Origin of the sequence: Novosphingobium sp. AAP83 (assembly GCF_001295795.1) — a bacterium.
In the GTDB taxonomy this organism is placed as follows: Bacteria; Pseudomonadota; Alphaproteobacteria; order Sphingomonadales; family Sphingomonadaceae; genus Novosphingobium.
The window spans coordinates 391,570-408,859 of sequence record NZ_LJHY01000016.1 but is presented as its reverse complement, the minus strand read 5'-3'; the positions used below and the strand labels follow the sequence as shown (position 1 = coordinate 408,859).

The window sequence follows — 17,290 nt, the reverse complement described above, 5'->3', positions numbered from 1 at the left end:
CCATGGCACTCAAGAACTATAATCCGACCAGCCCCGCACGCCGCGGCCTTATCCTCGTCGACAAATCGTCGCTGTGGAAGGGCAAGCCGCTCAAGGCGCTGACCCAAGGTAAAAGCAAGACCGGCGGCCGCAACAACAAGGGTCATGTGACCTCGCGCGGCATCGCAGGTGGCCACAAGCAGACCTACCGCTTCATCGACTTCAAGCGTCGTAAGTGGGATATGCCGGCAACCGTCGAGCGTCTTGAATATGACCCTAACCGCACGGCTTTCATCGCCCTCGTGAAGTACGAAGACGGTGAACAGACCTACATCATCGCACCACAGCGTCTTGCAGTTGGCGACGTTATCGTTGCTGGCGAAAAGACCGATGTGAAGCCTGGCAACGCCATGCTTCTGTCGCAAATGCCGGTTGGCACGATCATCCACAACGTGGAGATGAAGCCAGGTAAGGGCGGTCAGATTGCGCGTTCGGCGGGTACATATGTCCAACTCGTCGGTCGTGACCGCGGCATGGTTATTGTACGCCTGAACTCGGGCGAGCAGCGTTACCTGCGCGGTGATTGCATGGGTACGGTTGGCGCAGTGTCGAACCCCGACAATGCCAACCAGAACCTTGCAAAGGCTGGCCGCAACCGTTGGAAGGGCATTCGCCCGCTGACACGCGGTGTCGCCAAGAACCCTGTCGATCACCCGCACGGTGGTGGTGAAGGTCGTACCTCCGGTGGCCGTCATCCGGTTACACCATGGGGTAAGCCAACAAAGGGCGCTCGTACCCGTCACAACAAGTCGACGGATAAGATGATCATCCGTTCGCGTCACGCGAAGAAGAAGAGGTAACACCCCATGGCACGTTCCATCTGGAAGGGCCCCTTCGTCGACCTGCACCTCCTGAAGAAGGCGGAAGTCGCTCAGGACTCAGGCTCTCGCGCTGGCCCGATCAAGACATGGTCGCGTCGTTCGACCATTCTGCCGCAGTTCGTTGGACTGACGTTCAACGTATACAACGGTCACAAGTTCATCCCCGTTTCCGTCTCGGAAGAGATGGTTGGCCACAAGCTTGGTGAATTTGCGCCCACGCGCACCTTCCCCGGGCACGCCGCAGACAAGAAGGGCAAGCGCTAATGAGCAAGCCTGCAGCTCCACGCCGCGTTGGTGACAACGAAGCGCTGGCAGTCGGTACCACGATCCGTGGTTCGGCCCAGAAGCTCAATCTCGTTGCTGCGCTGATCCGTGGCAAGACCGCTGAAGAAGCCATGAACATCCTGTCGTTCTCGACCAAGGGCATGGCTGTTGATGCGCGCAAGGTTCTTGCTTCGGCGATCGCCAATGCGGAAAACAACCATAACCTCGACGTTGACGCGTTGTTCGTGGCGGAAGCCTCGGTCGGCAAGTCGGTGACGATGAAGCGCTTCCACACCCGTGGTCGTGGTAAGTCAACACGAATCCTGAAGCCATTTTCGCGCCTCCGGATTGTCGTTCGCGAAGCAACCGAAGAAGGGGAGGCCTGATATGGGTCATAAGTCTAACCCCATTGGTCTGCGCTTGCAGATCAATCGCACTTGGGACAGCCGCTGGTACGCCGAAGGGCGTAACTATGCGCAGATGCTCAAGGAAGATCTGGCGATCCGCAAGTTCGTCTTTGATACCCTGCCGCAGGCAGCCGTGTCGAAGGTCGTTATCGAGCGTCCTGCCAAGCTTTGCCGCGTATCGATCTATGCTGCCCGTCCCGGTGTCATCATCGGTAAGAAGGGCGCTGACATCGAAAAGCTTCGTTCAAAGCTTGCTGCGATGACCGGTAGCGACGTTAAGCTGAACATTGTTGAAATCCGCAAGCCGGAAATCGACAGTAAGCTTGTCGCCCAAGGTATTGCCGATCAGCTGATCCGCCGTGTTGCTTTCCGTCGCGCGATGAAGCGAGCCGTTCAGTCGGCGCTTCGTCTTGGCGCTGAAGGCATCAAGATCACTTGCGGTGGTCGTCTCGGTGGCGCTGAAATCGCTCGCGTCGAATGGTATCGCGAAGGCCGGGTTCCGTTGCACACGCTGCGCGCGAACATCGACTATGCTGAAGCCGAAGCGCTTACCGCCTATGGCATCATCGGCATCAAGACCTGGATCTTCAAAGGCGAGATCCTCGGTCATGATCCGATGGCGCAGGACCGACTTATGCTGGAAGCGCAAACTTCCGGCGTTCGTCCGGCACGCTGAGCCTCGAGGGTAGAGAAGCACCATGCTGCAACCGAAGAAGACCAAGTTCCGCAAGACCTTCAAGGGCCGTATCCATGGCTTGGCAAAGGGCGGTTCGGACCTGAACTTCGGCTCCTACGGCCTTAAGGCTATGGAGCCAGAGCGGATCACCGCACGCCAGATCGAAGCGGCCCGCCGCGCGATCACTCGCCACATTCGCCGTCAGGGTCGTCTGTGGATCCGCGTGTTCCCAGACGTGCCAGTGTCGAAGAAGCCTGCCGAAGTTCGTCAGGGTAAAGGCAAGGGTTCGATCGAATACTGGGCGGCCCGCGTAAAGCCAGGTCGCATCCTGTTCGAACTGGATGGCGTTCCCGGTCCGCTCGCTGCCGAGGCATTTAGCCGCGCTGCGATGAAGCTGCCGATCAAGACGAAGGTTGTTGCCCGCCTGGGTGATACTTCGCATCTTGGTGGCGAGTAAGGAGGAAAGATGATGGCCAAGTTCGAAGACCTTCGCGTCAAGAGCGACGACCAGCTTTCTGCTGATCTCGCCGAGCTGAAGCGCGAACAGTTCAACCTGCGTTTTCAGGGTGCGACAAACCAACTTGAGCGCCCTGCGCGCATCAAGGAGGTCCGTCGCGATATCGCCCGCATCAAGACGCTGCAGACTGAGCGTACTCAGTCGGCCAAGGCGTAAGGAAGCAGATATGCCAAAGCGTATTTTGACCGGGACCGTAGTTTCCGACAAGACCGACAAGACCGTGGTCGTGAAAGTTGAGCGTAAGGTGAAGCACCCGTTGTACGGGAAGATCATCCGTCGTTCGAAGAAGTATCACGCCCACGACGAGACGAATGTGTTCAAGATCGGTGAGACCGTGCGCATCGAAGAGACTGCGCCGATCTCGAAACTGAAGACGTGGAAGGTCATCGACCGCGTCCAGGCCGGTAAGGGCACCGCTGTCGAAGCGGACGTCTGACGAATTTCGGGTTGCAGTACGGCGCTAGTCGTGCTTCGGCCCGGGCGACAGTTTTGGAACTGCCGGACTGGTTCCGGCAAGCCAGTGAGAAGGAACCGGATCAATGATCCAGATGCAATCCAATCTCGACGTCGCGGACAACAGCGGCGCAAAGCGCGTCCAGTGCATCAAGGTACTGGGTGGCTCTAAGCGTCGGTTCGCGAGCGTTGGCGACGTCATTGTGGTGTCGGTTAAAGAGGCGCAGCCGCGCGCTCGCGTCAAGAAGGGCGACGTTCATCGCGCCGTGATCGTGCGTACCGCTAAGGACGTACGCCGCGCCGATGGTAGCGTTATCCGTTTTGACGGCAATGCTGCCGTACTCGTCGGCAAGAACGAAGAGCCGATTGGTACGCGTATCTTCGGTCCAGTTGTGCGTGAACTTCGCGCCAAGGGCTTCATGAAGATCATCAGCCTTGCGCCGGAGGTGCTGTAATGGCCACCGCTAAGATCAAGAAGGGCGATACCGTCGTCGTTCGTTCGGGCAAGGACAAGGGCCGTTCAGGCACTGTTTTGCAGGTTATGCCTAAGGATGACAAGGTAGTCGTCGGCGGTATCAACATTGCTGCCCGCCACCGCAAGCCAAGCCAGCAGAACCCACAAGGCGGCATTGATCGCTTTGAAGCTCCGCTGCACATCTCCAAGGTTTCTGTCGCAGACAAGGATGGCAAGCCCACCCGCGTCCGCTTTGAAATCAAGGACGGCAAGAAGGTCCGTGTGGCCGTGAAGTCCGGGGAGGCCATCGATGGCTGATCAGTACACTCCGCGTATGCGGACCAAGTTTGACACTGAAATCGCTGCGGCGATGCAGGCCAAGTTTGGCTACAAGAACGTGATGGAAATCCCGCGCATCGATAAGATCACGCTCAACATGGGTGTGGGCGAAGCGAGCCAGGACAAGAAGAAGGTCACGACCGCAGCTGCCGAAATGGAGCTGATTGCTGGCCAGAAGCCCGTCATCACCAAGGCAAAGAAGTCGATCGCCCAGTTCAAGCTGCGCGAAGGCATGCCGATCGGTTGCAAGGTCACCTTGCGTCGTGAACGCATGTATGAATTTCTTGACCGCCTTATCACCATTGCAATGCCTCGCATCCGCGACTTTCGTGGGTTGAACCCGAAGTCGTTTGATGGTCGCGGCAACTATGCGATGGGTCTGAAAGAGCAGATCATCTTTCCAGAGATCAGCTACGACCAGATCGAGAAGGTGCGTGGCATGGACATCATCGTCACCACCACCGCGAAGACCGACGATGAAGCACGTGAATTGCTTCGCCTGTTCGGTTTCCCGTTCCCGCTGGAAGCTGCTGAAGAGCAGCAGGCCGCGTGATCCTGATTTGAAGAAGAGAGCTTAAGTCCATGGCGAAACTGAGTTCCATCAATAAGAATGAGCGTCGCAAGAAGCTCGTCGTAAAGTATGCGGCGAAGTATGCAGCGCTCAAGGCTGTTGCTGACGACCAGAACCTCGATGAAACCGAGCGTCTGATCGCCCGCCTCAAGATGGCCGAGATTCCCCGCAACGCAAACCCGACCCGGGTTCGCAACCGTTGCGCAACGACTGGTCGCCCACGCGGCTACTATCGCAAGTTCGGCCTTTGCCGGATCGAGCTGCGGGACAAAGGCAACAAGGGCCTTATCCCCGGCCTGACCAAGTCGAGCTGGTAAGGACATCCGATGGCAATGACCGATCCTTTGGGTGACATGCTCACCCGCATCCGCAATGGCCAGCAGGCAAAGAAAGACACTGTCCTCTCGCCCGCTTCCAAGCTGCGTGCACACGTTCTCGAAGTCCTTCAGCGTGAAGGTTACATTCGCGGTTTCTCGGAAGACGCCACTGGCGCCCATCCGCAGCTGCGTATCGAGCTCAAGTATTTCGAAGGCCAGCCTGCGATCAAGCATGTTGCCCGTGTTTCGAAGCCTGGCCGCCGCGTTTACTCGGGTTCGAAAGAACTTCCGGTAATTCGCAACGGCCTGGGCATCACCATCGTCTCGACGCCACGCGGCGTGCTTTCGGATGCCGAAGCACGTGCAGCCAATGTCGGCGGCGAAGTGCTCGCGGAGGTCTTCTGATGAGCCGCATCGGCAAAAAGCCGGTGACGATCCCTAGCGGCGTCACCGCTGATATCGCCAATGGCGTGCTGTCCGTGAAGGGGCCCAAGGGCTCCCTCTCGCTAACGCTTCGCGATGAAATCAGCTACACCCTTGAGGCTGACACGATCACCGTGAAGCCGGCGAACGCAACCAAAGCCGCGCGTGCCTTCTGGGGCATGCAGCGCACATTGGTTGACAACCTCGTGACTGGCGTCACGCAGGGCTACACCAAGGTTCTTGAAATTACCGGTGTTGGTTATCGTGCCAACTCGCAGGGCAAGAACCTGAAGCTACAGCTCGGCTACAGCCATGACGTTGATTTCGTCATTCCTGAAGGAATTGAGATCAAGACCCCTGATAACACCACGGTGGAAATCTCGGGTATCGACAAGCAGAAGGTCGGCCAGGTTGCCGCCGAAATCCGTCGCTGGCGCAAGCCTGAGCCTTACAAGGGCAAGGGCATCAAGTACCGTGGCGAGTTTGTCTTCCGCAAGGAAGGGAAGAAGAAGTAATGGCAAAGCTGTCTCTCTTCGCACGCCGTCGGCTGCGTGTCCGCACTGCGCTCAAAGCGCGTTCGGGTGGCCGTCCGCGTCTTTCGATCCACCGTTCTGGCCGTCACATCTACGCCCAGATCATCGACGACGCACAGGGCCATACGGTTGCTGCCGCTTCTTCGCTGGTCACTGGCGAGAAGTCGATTGGCGCGAACATCGATGCTGCGGCAAAGGTTGGCGCCGAAATCGCCGAGAAGGCCAAGGCCGCTGGCGTTACGACCGTTGTGTTCGATCGCGGCGGGTTCCTGTTCCATGGCCGCGTCAAGGCGCTGGCTGATGCTGCCCGCGCTGGCGGCCTGGAGTTCTGATGATGGCTGACGAAACCAACCTGGAAGGCGAAGTCGCCGTTGTCGCAGACGCGGCCGGCGGTGAGCCGCAGCGTGAAGGTCGTGGCCGTGGTCGTGGCCGTGGTGGCAACGATCGCGGTGGCAACAATGATCGCGGTGGAAACAACCGTGGTGGGCGCCGCGACGATCGTCGTGGTGGCCGTGGCGGCGATGATGACGGTGGTGAGGAGCTGATTGAAAAGCTCGTTCACATCAACCGCGTTTCGAAGACCGTCAAGGGCGGCAAGCGCTTCGGTTTTGCTGCATTGGTCGTTGTCGGTGACGGCAAGGGTCGTGCAGGCTTCGGCAAGGGCAAGGCGCGCGAAGTGCCTGAAGCGATCACGAAGGCGACTGCCGCTGCAAAGCGCGCTATGGTCCGCGTGCCGCTGAAGGAAGGTCGCACTCTGCATCATGACGGCAAGGGCCGTTTCGGTGCGGGCAAGGTGAACCTGCGCACGGCTCCTGCCGGTACGGGTATCATCGCCGGTGGCCCGATGCGCGCCGTCTTCGAAAGCCTCGGCGTTTCGGACGTGGTGACCAAGTCGGTCGGCACTTCCAATCCTTACAACATGATCCGCGCAACCTTCGACGCGCTTGTCAGCCAGACTTCTCCGAAGTCGGTTGCCCAGCGTCGTGGCAAGAAGGTTGCCGATCTGCTCGGTCGCGGTGGCGCAACTTCGGTTGAAGCCGAAGCTGCTGCCGATGCCATCACGGAGTAATCGGTAATGGCTACGATCAAAATCAAGCAGATTGGTTCGCCAATCCGCCGTCCTGAACATCAGAAGAAGATTCTGATCGGTTTGGGCCTTGGTAAGATGAATCGCGTCGTCGAGTTGGAAGACACGGCTGAAGTGCGCGGGGCGATTGCCAAGCTTCCCCACATGGTTGCAGTGGTCGACTGATCATTACGTTTTGTGGGAATATCGGGACACCCCGGCCAAGTGCCGGGGTTTTCCATTTGGGGCCAGAAGCTCCTAAAGGGGTGACACGCGTAAGGTTTTGTCCTATGCGCGCCGCTTCTTTCCAGCGCGACAAAAGCGAAAGCGAGTGCACGACATGAAATTGAACGAAATCTCCGACAACAAAGGCGCCCGTAAAGGTCGCATGCGCGTGGGCCGTGGTATCGGTTCGGGCAAGGGCAAGACCGCAGGTCGCGGCCAGAAGGGCGCCAAAGCGCGTTCGGGCGTGTCGATCAACGGTTTTGAAGGCGGCCAGATGCCGCTCCACATGCGTATTCCAAAGCGCGGTTTTAACAACATCTTCGCCAAGGACTTCGCCGAAGTGAACCTCGGTATGATCCAGAAGATGATTGATGCTGGCAAGTTCGACTTGTCGGCGCCGATCGACCATGCCGCGCTCAAGGCCGCCGGTCTTGCTCGTGGTGGCAAGGATGGTGTGCGTTTGCTCGGTAAGGGCGAATTCACTGCCAAGGTCAGCTTCAAGGTTGATGGTGTTAGCAAGGGCGCGCTTGACGCCGTTGAAAAGGCCGGTGGTTCTGTTGAACTTCCTGCCGCTCAGCCGAGCGAGCATGAAAAGAAAACCGCACGCCGCGAGGCCAACAAGCAGGCCAAGTGAAGCATTCCGGTCCCCGCCCCTAACACGGGTGGGGATCTTGGCATTGCAAGGGTTCGACTTTTGCGAACCCGCACTATATGGGCTAGTTCGATATGATGGAGGCAGGCGAAACGCCCGGTCTCACAGCAAGGCTTGAACCTCGAACATGGCATCACGCGCCGATAACATCGCCAGCAACCTCAGTCTGGCCAACTTCTCCAAAGCGACTGAGCTGAAAAACCGGATCTGGTTTACGGTGGGTGCTCTCATCGTTTTCCGTTTCCTGAGCTTTGTTCCGCTGCCGGGTGTGAACCCGTTGATCATGGAGACGCTGTACGACCAGACGCGTGGTGGCGTACTTGACATTTTTAATGCGTTTTCTGGCGGCTCGCTTGAACGCATGAGTCTTATTGCGCTCGGCGTTATGCCCTACATCACGGCTTCGATCGTGGTACAGTTGGCCGCCTCGCTTCATCCGTCGCTTGCGGCGATGAAGAAGGAAGGCGAAAGCGGGCGCAAGAAGCTTAACCAGTATACGCGTTATGGCGCGGTGCTGCTCACGGCCGTCCAGGGCTGGGTGCTGGCCTCCGGGCTTGAAGCCTACGGCGCGTCAAGTGGATTGCAGGCGGTGGTCAATCCCGGCATGTTGTTCCGCGTCGGGGCGGTGATCTCGTTGATCGGCGGAACCATGTTCCTGCTTTGGCTCGGCGAACAGATCACATCACGCGGCATCGGCAACGGTGTTTCGCTGATCATTATGGCAGGCATTGTCGCGCAGTTGCCGAAGTTCTTCGGCAACCTGTTTGAAGGTGGGCGCACCGGCGCAATTTCGCCGTTTCTGATCGTCGGCATTGTGATCATGCTGGTTGTGCTGGTGCTCGCTATTTGCTTCTTTGAGCGCTCGACACGGCGCTTGCTCATCCAGTACCCCAAGCGGGCAACGCAGCGTGGCATGATGCAGGCTGATAGCAGCCACTTGCCGCTCAAGCTCAATACCGCAGGCGTCATTCCTCCGATCTTTGCCAGTTCGTTGCTGCTGTTGCCGTTGACCATCACGCAGTTCGCGGGGAATTCGATCTCGCCCGACACGACAATGGGGCAGGTGATCGTCACGCTGAACCAGTATCTCGGGCACGGTAAGCCGCTGTATATGCTGCTCTATGCCCTCGGCATCATCTTCTTTGCGTTCTTCTACACTGCGGTTGTGTTCAACCCTGAGGAGACTGCAGAAAACCTGAAGAAGAATGGCGGTTTCATTCCCGGCATTCGTCCAGGCAAAAACACCGCGAATTATCTCGACTATGTTTTGACCCGCATCACGGTACTGGGTGCGGCATATATCACGATCGTTTGCGTTGTGCCGGAGTGGATCATGGCCGAAACGGGCATGGGGGCGGTATTCTTTGGTGGCACAAGCTTGCTCATTGTTGTTAACGTGACCGTGGATACAATAACCCAGATCCAATCCCATCTACTGGCCCACCAGTATGGCGATCTGATCAAGAAGGCGAAACTGAAAGGTCGGCTGCGCTGACGGTCCCGGTTGAGAGGGGAATGAATTGGTGAATATCATCCTGTTGGGGCCTCCGGGCGCAGGCAAAGGGACACAGGCTCAACGTCTGGTCGAACGCCACGGTATGAAGCAGCTTTCCACCGGCGACATGTTGCGGGCGGCAGTGAAGGCGGGCACCTCTGTGGGCCTCAAGGCAAAGGCTGTGATGGAGGCGGGTGAGCTTGTCTCTGACGAAATAGTTTCGGCGCTGATCGGTGATGAGCTGGACGCAATGGCTTCTGGCCAAGGTGCCATTTTTGATGGATATCCGCGCACGGCACCGCAGGCACAATCGCTCGAAGCGATCCTTGAAACCCGCGGTCGGACGCTGGACCATGTCGTCGAACTCGAAGTCAATGAGGACGCATTGGTTGAGCGTATCACGGGGCGCTACACCTGCGCATCGTGCGGCAAGGGGTATCACGATACCTTCGAAAAGCCGGTGGTTGAAGGGACATGCGACAAGTGCGGAGGCCAGGAATTCAAGCGCCGTCCGGACGACAATGAAGAGACTGTGCGCACACGCATGGCTGAATATCGCGCAAAAACCGCTCCAATCCTGCCATTGTATGAAGAACGTGGCATCGTCGCCCGGGTCGATGGTATGGCTGAAATGGACGATGTGACGAACGCTATTGAGGCGATCCTGAACGGTCGCTAATCACAGGCGTGGTTCGCCCGTCCCGGCGCGGACGGGAGAGCCGTTCTATGCGCAAACTTTTGAAGATTATGGCGGCGGGGCTTGCAAGTCTCGCCGTTCCTGCGTCTGCCGAGGTGGTGCAAAAAAGCGACGCGGGTTTCGTGATAAGGGTCGCCGGAGAGGTTGCAGCATCGCCTGCTGATGCTTGGAATGCGTTCGTTGCGCCCGCCACTTGGTGGAACAAGGCGCATACATTCTCGGGTGAATCGGTTAATCTCACGTTGGACGCGTCTGCCAACGGCTGCTTCTGTGAGAAGTTGCCGGTGCCCAAGGGCGCGCCGGTCGGGCAGCGCGCTGGTTCTGTCATGCACATGCGTGTGCTTTATGCCGAGCCTTATCGCGCCTTGCGCTTGACCGGGGGCCTCGGGCCGCTCCAATCCGAAGCAGTTACGGGCACAATGACGATCACCTTCAAGCCGGTGGATGGCGTAAGCGGCAAAGGCACGCGTATCCTCTGGGAATACGTCGTCGGCGGATACATGCGATATAAGGCCGACACTATTTCGGGCGCAGTCGATAAAGTCTTGGCTGAGCAATTGCTGAGTTTGATCAAACTGGTCGGCCCGTTAGCTTCACCTATTGAAAGCAGAACGGCGCCAAGCGCGCCAGACGAAACGACAACGTCGCAAATGCCATCAGTGTCAGAAGCTGATGATGCGTCGGCAGGAGAATCGGTAAAGGCAGCCTTGGATCGAATGTTCAAGAAGGGCAGCCAAGCACCTCCTGAATAGCTGGCCTGCGTTTCATCGCTTTTGCCAAACGTAAAAGACGCTAATCTCCCAGCAACAAAAGTCCGACTCGGCCCTTGGCAAGAGCTCGTGGACATACGGGCCGCATCTAACATCACATTGAGCCCATTTTCTGGGCTTCGATCAGGGGAGAGAGTTGTGGCTGTTACCGATCATGTCGATTTGCCGACGTTCATGGAAGGCGTGAAAAAGCGCAACGCGCATCAGCCGGAATTTGTTCAGGCTGTGCAAGAAGTTGCCGAAGATATCTTCGATTTCATGCAGGACAAGGAAGAATACCACGCCCAGCAAATCCTGCGCCGGATTGCAGAGCCGGACCGGGTCGTATCGTTCCGGGTATGCTGGGAGGATGATAACGGCAATGTCCGCGTACAGCGCGGTTGGCGCGTGCAGAACAACAATGCGATTGGCCCATATAAAGGCGGAATACGCTTCCATCCGTCGGTCACCGAATCTGTCCTTAAGTTCTTGGCGTTCGAGCAAACTTTCAAAAATGCGCTGACCGGATTGCCGATGGGTGGCGGCAAGGGCGGATCGAACTTCAATCCAAAAGGCAAAAGTGTGCGCGAAATCATGCGCTTCTGCCAATCATTCATGACCGAACTTTATCGCCATATCGGCGCAGACGTAGACGTTCCTGCTGGCGACATCGGAGTCGGCGCGCGCGAAATTGGCTTTATGTTTGGCCAGTACAAGCGCATCACCAACAACTTCACCGGTGTGCTGACGGGCAAGGGCCTTGAGTGGGGCGGGTCGCTGATCCGGACCGAGGCAACAGGCTATGGTGCGGTCTATTTCCTCGCCAACATGTTGGCGACCAAGAGCGAAGACCTGAACGGCAAAACGGCCGTCATTTCCGGATCGGGCAATGTCGCCACGCACGCGGCCGAAAAGATCGTCCAGCTTGGCGGCAAAGTGGTGACGCTTTCAGATTCGGGCGGTTACATTTACGATCCTGATGGCATCAATCAGGAAAAGATCGATTGGGTGAAAAGCCACAAGACGCATCGTCGCGGGCGGATCGAGGAATATGTCGATGCCTTTCCCGGCGCGTCATTCCATGCCGGAAAGACCCCGTGGGGCGTTCCGTGCGACGTGGCGCTGCCTTGTGCCACACAGAACGAATTGCTGGGCGATGACGCACGCTTGCTGATCACCAACGGATGCAAGGCGGTGTCGGAAGGCGCCAACATGCCAACCGACCTTGATGGTGTGCATGTGTTCAAGGCGGCCAAGATCCTCTATGCGCCGGGCAAGGCTTCGAACGCGGGCGGGGTTGCGGTGTCCGGGCTTGAGATGAGCCAGAATTCCGAGCGCCGTTCGTGGAAGGAAGAGGAATTGCAGCAGATGCTCAAGGACATCATGCTGGGCATTCACAAGTCCTGCCTTGCCTATGGCGATCAGGGTGGCGGCTATGTTGATTACGTGAAGGGTGCGAATATCGCAGGCTTCAAAAAGGTTGCGGATGCCATGCTGGCGTTCGGCGTGGTCTGATCCATGGTTTGCCCTGTCACCCGATTCCCGGGTGGCAGGGCCGACTCAGACGAAGGCTTTGTCCGAATCGGCATAGCGCTGTTCCCTATCCCGCCAAAATCGAAGCGATTGGTGGCGGTTGTTCCGCTCGGAATTGGCATATTCTCCGGATGATCCGTCAAAAGCTTTGGCGGGAATTTGCTTGCAGCATAGGTATTTGGCTGCTCTTGATTCGATAATGGCATAAAAATATTGTTCCCCTCTTGTTCTAAAAGAACACAAGGAGTACATAACCCTTGTTGACGGTTCATGTGGGCCAACTCTAGCAAGGGATAAGTAGCCATGGCGGCACAGCTCAAGCTCATTGAGGAAGGTAAGATCAAGGACATGGATCGTCAGAAGGCGCTCGACGCAGCCCTTGCACAGATTGACCGTGCGTTCGGCAAGGGTTCGGCCATGAAGCTGGGCTCGAAAGAAACCATGCAGGTGGAAGCGATTTCCACAGGCTCGCTTGGGCTCGATATCGCGCTCGGCGTTGGCGGACTGCCACGTGGTCGGGTTATCGAGATCTACGGTCCCGAAAGCTCGGGCAAGACCACACTGGCATTACACGTGATTGCCGAAGCCCAGAAGGGTGGCGGCACCGCTGCATTCATCGACGCCGAGCATGCGCTTGATCCTGTCTATGCGCGCAAACTTGGCGTCAACATCGATGAACTGATTGTCTCCCAGCCTGATACGGGCGAACAGGCACTGGAAATCGTCGACACGCTGGTGCGCTCCAATGCGATTGACGTGCTGGTGGTCGATTCGGTCGCAGCTCTCGTTCCGCGCGCTGAAATCGAAGGCGAAATGGGTGACAGCCACGTTGGCCTTCAGGCCCGGTTGATGAGCCAGTCGCTGCGCAAGTTGACCGGATCGATCAGCCGTTCGCGCTGCATGGTAATTTTCATCAACCAGTTGCGCATGAAAATTGGTGTGATGTACGGCAACCCTGAAACGACGACGGGCGGCAACGCGCTGAAGTTTTATGCTTCGGTCCGCCTTGATATCCGCCGCACCGGGCAGATCAAGGATCGTGACGAAATCGTAGGCAACGCCACCCGCGTCAAGGTGGTGAAGAACAAGGTTGCCCCGCCGTTCAAGCAGGTTGAATTCGACATCATGTATGGCGAAGGCATCTCCAAAATTGGTGAAATCCTTGATCTTGGTGTCAAGGCTGGCGTGGTTGAGAAGTCGGGTGCTTGGTTCAGCTATGACTCGATCCGCATCGGACAAGGGCGCGAGAACTCGAAGAATTTTCTGCGCGAGAACATGGAGATCTGCAACCGTATCGAAGCTGCGATTCGTGGCCGCACCGATCAGGTTGCCGAAGGACTGATGGCGGGCCCGGACGCGGACGACGACGTTTGATCCTTCAAGGCGGCATGCTGCGCGATGACCGGCGCAGCGGCCGACCAAACCAAAGAGCCCGCGTGTTCCCCGGCAGGAACACGCGGGCTTTTTGCTATGCTGCCGAATCGACAACTTGAGATACTTCGCCACGCAGCCTAGCATCTCCAAATGACAGATATTGCAGATTGGCAGGGCAGCGTTGGCCGCAATTGGGCGGCGGAATGGCAGCGGACAGACACGAGCTTTTCCGGGTTAACCCCGCAATTGCTGGCTGCTATTGAGGCAGAGCCGGGCAACCGCATTGTCGACATTGGTTGCGGAGCAGGTGAGGTGGCGATTGCTGTGGCAAACGGGCGGCCCGATGCCAATGTTATTGGCGTTGATGTCTCGCCCGATCTGGTGGCAGCGGCGAAAGTACGCGCTGGAAACCTCGCGAACTTGTCCTTCGAACTTGCTGATGCGGCTGCGTGGTCGGATTCCCGGGGCGCACCTGATCTTTATGTATCGCGCCATGGTGTGATGTTTTTGAACGACCCGCACGCAGCATTCGCACGTCTTGCAGCGCAGGCGCAGCCCGGTGCGCGCCTTGTCTTTTCCTGCTTCCGCAAGCCGTCCGAGAATATCTGGGCCAAGGCCATCGTGGAACTCTTGCCCGACACGCCAGGTACCCCGGCCGCCCAGTATGCGCCCGGCCCATTTGCCTTTGCTGATCCTGTTCGCGTTCGCCATTGCTTGGCAGGATGGCGGGAAGTAGCGTTAAAGCCAATAGATTTTGCCTATGTCGCCGGAGCCGGGCCGGATGCCGTGGCCGAGGCCATGGCGCTCTTTCAGCGAATCGGTCCGTCAGCATTTGCCTTGCGAACACTCCCGCCCGGAGAGCGCCACGCCTTTGAAAAACGTCTTTTGGCATTGGTCGAGGCGCACCATGATGGCGCTCGTGTTACATTTTCTGCCGCTGCGTGGCTTGTAACGGCCACATCCGATTACTCTAATGGTTGAAACGTGCTTGTAGCGCGCTAAACGCTCGCCTAATCGGCAGGCTATGACTTCCACGAACGAAATCCGCCGGTCCTTTCTCGACTATTTCGGCTCCGCTGGCCACGATGTGGTGCAGTCGGCACCGCTGGTGCCGTATAATGACCCGACCTTGATGTTCACGAACGCGGGCATGGTCCCGTTCAAGAACGTCTTTACCGGGCTTGAGACACGCGCAACGCCGCGCGCGACGTCGTCGCAAAAGTGCGTGCGGGCAGGCGGCAAGCACAACGATCTGGATAATGTCGGTTATACCGCGCGCCACCATACTTTCTTCGAGATGCTCGGCAATTTTTCGTTCGGAGACTATTTCAAGGAACAGGCTATCACCCACGCCTGGACCCTGCTGACGCGCGAGTGGGGGCTGCCCAAGGACAAGTTGCTTGTTACGGTCTACCACACCGATGATGAGGCATTCGCACTTTGGCAGAAGATTGCAGAGCTTCCCGAAGATCGCATCATCCGCATTGCCACGAAGGACAATTTCTGGGCGATGGGTGATGATGGCCCTTGCGGGCCATGCTCGGAAATCTTCTTCGATCACGGCGATCACATCTGGGGTGGCCCTCCGGGATCGCCAACCGAGGATGGCGACCGGTTCATCGAGATCTGGAACCTCGTGTTCATGCAGTTCGAACAGACTGCGGGCGAGATCACCGGCAGCCTGCCCAAGCCGAGCATTGACACCGGCATGGGGCTTGAGCGCATCGCTGCGGTCATGCAGGGCGAGCATGACAACTATGACACCGACACCTTCAAGGCGCTTATCGCTGCGTCCGAAAGCCTGACGTCGGTCAAGGCCGAGGGCGATCAGCGCGCCAGCCACAGGGTCATTGCCGATCACTTGCGCTCGACCAGCTTCCTGCTGGCAGATGGCGTGCTGCCTTCGAACGAAGGGCGCGGCTATGTGCTGCGCCGGATCATGCGCCGCGCGATGCGGCATGCGCATCTGCTGGGCGCGCGCGATCCCTTGATGCACCGTCTTGTGCCCGCGTTGGTAGCTGAAATGGGCGCAGCCTATCCCGAGCTTGGCCGCGCACAGCCGTTGATCGAGGAAACCTTGCTGCGCGAGGAAGTGCAGTTCCGCCGCACCCTGTCGAATGGCCTCAAGCTGCTCGACGAGACGACGGGCGCGCTGGGCGAGGGCGACAAGCTTCCGGGTGAAACAGCGTTCAAGCTCTATGACACATTCGGCTTCCCTTACGATCTGACCGAGGATGCCCTCCGCGCGCGCGGCATTACGGTTGACCGCGAAGGCTTTGATGCGGCCATGGCGCAGCAGAAAGCGGCAGCACGCGCTGCGTGGAAGGGCTCGGGCCAGGCGGCGGATGGCGAAGTATGGTTCGATATCGCTGAACGCGTCGGCGCGACCGAATTCACCGGCTACACGGCCACAACCGGCGAGGCGCAAGTTGTTGCGCTGGTGAAGGATGGCAAGGAAGTAGACAGCGCAGGCACTGGCGATACCGTGACGGTCATCGTCAACCAGACGCCGTTCTATGGTGAAAGCGGTGGCCAATCAGGCGATGCTGGCGCGATCAACGGCGCTGACGGTCTGGTGCTGGCGGTGAATGATACCGCCAAGCCTTTGGGCCGTCTGCACGCGCACAATGCGACGGTGAGCGCTGGCACCATCAAGGTCGGCGATGTGGTGAAACTCGATATTGACGTGGCACGCCGCGATGCGATCCGTGCCAACCATTCTGCCACGCACTTGCTGCATGCAGCGCTACGCAACCGCCTTGGCGGGCATGTGACGCAGAAGGGTTCGCTGGTCGCAGCGGACCGCCTTCGTTTCGATTTTTCGCAGCCGACTTCGCTGACGGCAGATGATATTGCCGCGATTGAAGCGGAAGTTAACGCCGAGATCCGCGCGAACGAAGCCGTTAGCACGCGCTTGATGACGCCAGATGATGCGATTGAAGCAGGCGCGATGGCTCTGTTCGGCGAAAAGTATGGCGATGAAGTGCGCGTGCTCAGCATGGGCCGCGTGGCGGACAAGCATTATTCGGTAGAACTGTGCGGCGGCACCCATGTGCGCGCGCTGGGCGATATCGGCGTGTTTCGCATCGTTTCGGAAAACGCAGTATCATCTGGCGTGCGCCGCATCGAGGCGCTGACGGGCGAGGGCGCGCGGCAGTGGTTTATCGCGCGTGAGGACGCGCTGAAGAACACCGCAGCCATTCTGCGCACGACTCCGGAGGACGTTGAAGCACGCGTCGCCGCACTGATGGACGAGCGCAAGAAGCTTGAGCGCGAATTGGCCGAGGCGAAGAAGGCGCTGGCTCTGGGTGGCGGTTCGGCGAAGGCCGAGAATTCTGATGAAGAGATTGGCGGCGTGAAATTTTCGGGCCAAGTGCTCGAAGGGCTAGACCCAAAGGACCTGCGCGGCCTGCTTGATCAAGCCAAGCAGCGTTTGGTTTCGGGCGTGGCGGTGATCGTTGCGGTGAACGAAGGCAAAGCCAGTATCGCAGCAGCAGTGACCGAAGACCTCGTCGGCAAAGTGAGCGCAGTCGATCTGGTGCGTGCTGGCGTTGAAGCGTTGGGTGGAAAAGGTGGGGGTGGCCGTCCGGACATGGCCCAAGGTGGCGGGCCGGATGGGGCGAAGGCGGCTGATGCTATTGCTGCGGCTAAGGCGGTGATTGCGGGGTAAGTTTCGCTCCTTACC

At 58.3% G+C, this 17,290-nt stretch carries 24 protein-coding genes; all 24 read left to right on the top strand.

The window, feature by feature from the left end; translation table 11 throughout:
* Positions 1 to 2 precede the first annotated feature (2 nt).
* Positions 3 to 839 (top strand): 50S ribosomal protein L2, encoded by an 837-nt coding sequence (gene rplB / locus IP81_RS08745; protein WP_054107587.1) that lies wholly within the window; start codon positions 3 to 5, stop codon positions 837 to 839.
* Between the two features lie 6 nt (positions 840 to 845).
* A complete protein-coding gene (gene rpsS, locus IP81_RS08740) occupies positions 846 to 1,124 on the top strand; it encodes a 30S ribosomal protein S19 (RefSeq protein ID WP_054107586.1) in 279 nt (92 codons plus the stop codon).
* On the top strand, positions 1,124 to 1,510 hold the full coding sequence (rplV, locus tag IP81_RS08735) for a 50S ribosomal protein L22 (protein WP_054107585.1): 387 nt from the start codon (positions 1,124 to 1,126) through the stop codon (positions 1,508 to 1,510). Before rpsS ends, rplV begins: the two co-directional genes overlap by 1 nt.
* Before the next feature lies 1 nt (position 1,511).
* On the top strand, positions 1,512 to 2,207 hold the full coding sequence (gene rpsC, locus IP81_RS08730; protein WP_054107584.1) for a 30S ribosomal protein S3: 696 nt from the start codon (positions 1,512 to 1,514) through the stop codon (positions 2,205 to 2,207).
* Positions 2,208 to 2,229: 22 nt separating this feature from the next.
* Entirely contained in the window at positions 2,230 to 2,664 is a 435-nt protein-coding gene (gene rplP, locus IP81_RS08725) for a 50S ribosomal protein L16 (RefSeq protein WP_054107583.1), read from the top strand.
* 9 nt (positions 2,665 to 2,673) lie between these two features.
* Complete coding sequence (rpmC, locus tag IP81_RS08720; RefSeq protein WP_054107582.1) at positions 2,674 to 2,880, top strand: 50S ribosomal protein L29; 207 nt, start codon at positions 2,674 to 2,676, stop codon at positions 2,878 to 2,880.
* A gap of 10 nt (positions 2,881 to 2,890) precedes the next feature.
* The gene (rpsQ, locus tag IP81_RS08715; protein ID WP_054107581.1) at positions 2,891 to 3,160 is read left to right on the top strand and encodes a 30S ribosomal protein S17; all 270 of its coding nucleotides are present in this window, start codon (positions 2,891 to 2,893) and stop codon (positions 3,158 to 3,160) included.
* A gap of 103 nt (positions 3,161 to 3,263) precedes the next feature.
* On the top strand, positions 3,264 to 3,632 hold the full coding sequence (gene rplN, locus IP81_RS08710; RefSeq protein WP_054107580.1) for a 50S ribosomal protein L14: 369 nt from the start codon (positions 3,264 to 3,266) through the stop codon (positions 3,630 to 3,632).
* Positions 3,632 to 3,949, top strand: a complete 318-nt coding sequence (gene rplX, locus IP81_RS08705; RefSeq protein ID WP_054107579.1) for a 50S ribosomal protein L24 — start codon at positions 3,632 to 3,634, stop codon at positions 3,947 to 3,949. The genes rplN and rplX overlap by 1 nt, the downstream gene beginning before the upstream one ends.
* Positions 3,942 to 4,523 (top strand): 50S ribosomal protein L5, encoded by a 582-nt coding sequence (gene rplE / locus IP81_RS08700; RefSeq protein ID WP_054107578.1) that lies wholly within the window; start codon positions 3,942 to 3,944, stop codon positions 4,521 to 4,523. Before rplX ends, rplE begins: the two co-directional genes overlap by 8 nt.
* A 29-nt stretch (positions 4,524 to 4,552) precedes the next feature.
* Positions 4,553 to 4,858, top strand: coding sequence for a 30S ribosomal protein S14 (rpsN, locus tag IP81_RS08695; RefSeq protein WP_054107577.1), 306 nt, complete (start codon positions 4,553 to 4,555; stop codon positions 4,856 to 4,858).
* 9 nt (positions 4,859 to 4,867) lie between these two features.
* Positions 4,868 to 5,263: a 30S ribosomal protein S8 gene (gene rpsH / locus IP81_RS08690; RefSeq protein ID WP_054107576.1), complete on the top strand. Its 396-nt coding sequence runs from the start codon at positions 4,868 to 4,870 to the stop codon at positions 5,261 to 5,263.
* Complete coding sequence (gene rplF / locus IP81_RS08685; RefSeq protein WP_054107575.1) at positions 5,263 to 5,796, top strand: 50S ribosomal protein L6; 534 nt, start codon at positions 5,263 to 5,265, stop codon at positions 5,794 to 5,796. The genes rpsH and rplF overlap by 1 nt, the downstream gene beginning before the upstream one ends.
* The gene (gene rplR / locus IP81_RS08680; protein WP_054107574.1) at positions 5,796 to 6,146 is read left to right on the top strand and encodes a 50S ribosomal protein L18; all 351 of its coding nucleotides are present in this window, start codon (positions 5,796 to 5,798) and stop codon (positions 6,144 to 6,146) included. The genes rplF and rplR overlap by 1 nt, the downstream gene beginning before the upstream one ends.
* A gap of 2 nt (positions 6,147 to 6,148) precedes the next feature.
* Positions 6,149 to 6,883 (top strand): 30S ribosomal protein S5, encoded by a 735-nt coding sequence (rpsE, locus tag IP81_RS08675; RefSeq protein ID WP_054107756.1) that lies wholly within the window; start codon positions 6,149 to 6,151, stop codon positions 6,881 to 6,883.
* 6 nt (positions 6,884 to 6,889) lie between these two features.
* Positions 6,890 to 7,066: a 50S ribosomal protein L30 gene (gene rpmD / locus IP81_RS08670; RefSeq protein ID WP_054107573.1), complete on the top strand. Its 177-nt coding sequence runs from the start codon at positions 6,890 to 6,892 to the stop codon at positions 7,064 to 7,066.
* Between the two features lie 154 nt (positions 7,067 to 7,220).
* Positions 7,221 to 7,739, top strand: a complete 519-nt coding sequence (rplO, locus tag IP81_RS08665; protein WP_054107572.1) for a 50S ribosomal protein L15 — start codon at positions 7,221 to 7,223, stop codon at positions 7,737 to 7,739.
* A 145-nt stretch (positions 7,740 to 7,884) separates the two neighbouring features.
* Positions 7,885 to 9,252: a preprotein translocase subunit SecY gene (secY, locus tag IP81_RS08660; protein WP_054107571.1), complete on the top strand. Its 1,368-nt coding sequence runs from the start codon at positions 7,885 to 7,887 to the stop codon at positions 9,250 to 9,252.
* A 28-nt stretch (positions 9,253 to 9,280) separates the two neighbouring features.
* On the top strand, positions 9,281 to 9,931 hold the full coding sequence (locus tag IP81_RS08655) for an adenylate kinase (protein WP_054107570.1): 651 nt from the start codon (positions 9,281 to 9,283) through the stop codon (positions 9,929 to 9,931).
* 47 nt (positions 9,932 to 9,978) lie between these two features.
* On the top strand, positions 9,979 to 10,701 hold the full coding sequence (locus tag IP81_RS08650) for a hypothetical protein (protein WP_054107569.1): 723 nt from the start codon (positions 9,979 to 9,981) through the stop codon (positions 10,699 to 10,701).
* 156 nt (positions 10,702 to 10,857) lie between these two features.
* Complete coding sequence (gene gdhA / locus IP81_RS08645; protein WP_054107568.1) at positions 10,858 to 12,213, top strand: NADP-specific glutamate dehydrogenase; 1,356 nt, start codon at positions 10,858 to 10,860, stop codon at positions 12,211 to 12,213.
* Between the two features lie 321 nt (positions 12,214 to 12,534).
* Positions 12,535 to 13,605: a recombinase RecA gene (gene recA, locus IP81_RS08640; protein WP_054107567.1), complete on the top strand. Its 1,071-nt coding sequence runs from the start codon at positions 12,535 to 12,537 to the stop codon at positions 13,603 to 13,605.
* 150 nt (positions 13,606 to 13,755) lie between these two features.
* A complete protein-coding gene (locus tag IP81_RS08635; protein WP_054107566.1) occupies positions 13,756 to 14,586 on the top strand; it encodes a class I SAM-dependent methyltransferase in 831 nt (276 codons plus the stop codon).
* A gap of 43 nt (positions 14,587 to 14,629) precedes the next feature.
* The gene (gene alaS, locus IP81_RS08630; RefSeq protein WP_054107565.1) at positions 14,630 to 17,275 is read left to right on the top strand and encodes an alanine--tRNA ligase; all 2,646 of its coding nucleotides are present in this window, start codon (positions 14,630 to 14,632) and stop codon (positions 17,273 to 17,275) included.
* Positions 17,276 to 17,290: the final 15 nt, after the last annotated feature.

What these genes read in the sequence shown, in the direction of transcription:
- rplB (WP_054107587.1), top strand. Translation starts at nt 3, where the DNA reads ATGGCACTCAAGAACTATAATCCGACCAGCCCCGCACGCCGCGGCCTT.
- rpsS (WP_054107586.1), top strand. Translation starts at nt 846, where the DNA reads ATGGCACGTTCCATCTGGAAGGGCCCCTTCGTCGACCTGCACCTCCTG.
- rplV (WP_054107585.1), top strand. Translation starts at nt 1,124, where the DNA reads ATGAGCAAGCCTGCAGCTCCACGCCGCGTTGGTGACAACGAAGCGCTG.
- rpsC (WP_054107584.1), top strand. Translation starts at nt 1,512, where the DNA reads ATGGGTCATAAGTCTAACCCCATTGGTCTGCGCTTGCAGATCAATCGC.
- rplP (WP_054107583.1), top strand. Translation starts at nt 2,230, where the DNA reads ATGCTGCAACCGAAGAAGACCAAGTTCCGCAAGACCTTCAAGGGCCGT.
- rpmC (WP_054107582.1), top strand. Translation starts at nt 2,674, where the DNA reads ATGATGGCCAAGTTCGAAGACCTTCGCGTCAAGAGCGACGACCAGCTT.
- rpsQ (WP_054107581.1), top strand. Translation starts at nt 2,891, where the DNA reads ATGCCAAAGCGTATTTTGACCGGGACCGTAGTTTCCGACAAGACCGAC.
- rplN (WP_054107580.1), top strand. Translation starts at nt 3,264, where the DNA reads ATGATCCAGATGCAATCCAATCTCGACGTCGCGGACAACAGCGGCGCA.
- rplX (WP_054107579.1), top strand. Translation starts at nt 3,632, where the DNA reads ATGGCCACCGCTAAGATCAAGAAGGGCGATACCGTCGTCGTTCGTTCG.
- rplE (WP_054107578.1), top strand. Translation starts at nt 3,942, where the DNA reads ATGGCTGATCAGTACACTCCGCGTATGCGGACCAAGTTTGACACTGAA.
- rpsN (WP_054107577.1), top strand. Translation starts at nt 4,553, where the DNA reads ATGGCGAAACTGAGTTCCATCAATAAGAATGAGCGTCGCAAGAAGCTC.
- rpsH (WP_054107576.1), top strand. Translation starts at nt 4,868, where the DNA reads ATGGCAATGACCGATCCTTTGGGTGACATGCTCACCCGCATCCGCAAT.
- rplF (WP_054107575.1), top strand. Translation starts at nt 5,263, where the DNA reads ATGAGCCGCATCGGCAAAAAGCCGGTGACGATCCCTAGCGGCGTCACC.
- rplR (WP_054107574.1), top strand. Translation starts at nt 5,796, where the DNA reads ATGGCAAAGCTGTCTCTCTTCGCACGCCGTCGGCTGCGTGTCCGCACT.
- rpsE (WP_054107756.1), top strand. Translation starts at nt 6,149, where the DNA reads ATGGCTGACGAAACCAACCTGGAAGGCGAAGTCGCCGTTGTCGCAGAC.
- rpmD (WP_054107573.1), top strand. Translation starts at nt 6,890, where the DNA reads ATGGCTACGATCAAAATCAAGCAGATTGGTTCGCCAATCCGCCGTCCT.
- rplO (WP_054107572.1), top strand. Translation starts at nt 7,221, where the DNA reads ATGAAATTGAACGAAATCTCCGACAACAAAGGCGCCCGTAAAGGTCGC.
- secY (WP_054107571.1), top strand. Translation starts at nt 7,885, where the DNA reads ATGGCATCACGCGCCGATAACATCGCCAGCAACCTCAGTCTGGCCAAC.
- IP81_RS08650 (WP_054107569.1), top strand. Translation starts at nt 9,979, where the DNA reads ATGCGCAAACTTTTGAAGATTATGGCGGCGGGGCTTGCAAGTCTCGCC.
- recA (WP_054107567.1), top strand. Translation starts at nt 12,535, where the DNA reads ATGGCGGCACAGCTCAAGCTCATTGAGGAAGGTAAGATCAAGGACATG.
- IP81_RS08635 (WP_054107566.1), top strand. Translation starts at nt 13,756, where the DNA reads ATGACAGATATTGCAGATTGGCAGGGCAGCGTTGGCCGCAATTGGGCG.
- alaS (WP_054107565.1), top strand. Translation starts at nt 14,630, where the DNA reads ATGACTTCCACGAACGAAATCCGCCGGTCCTTTCTCGACTATTTCGGC.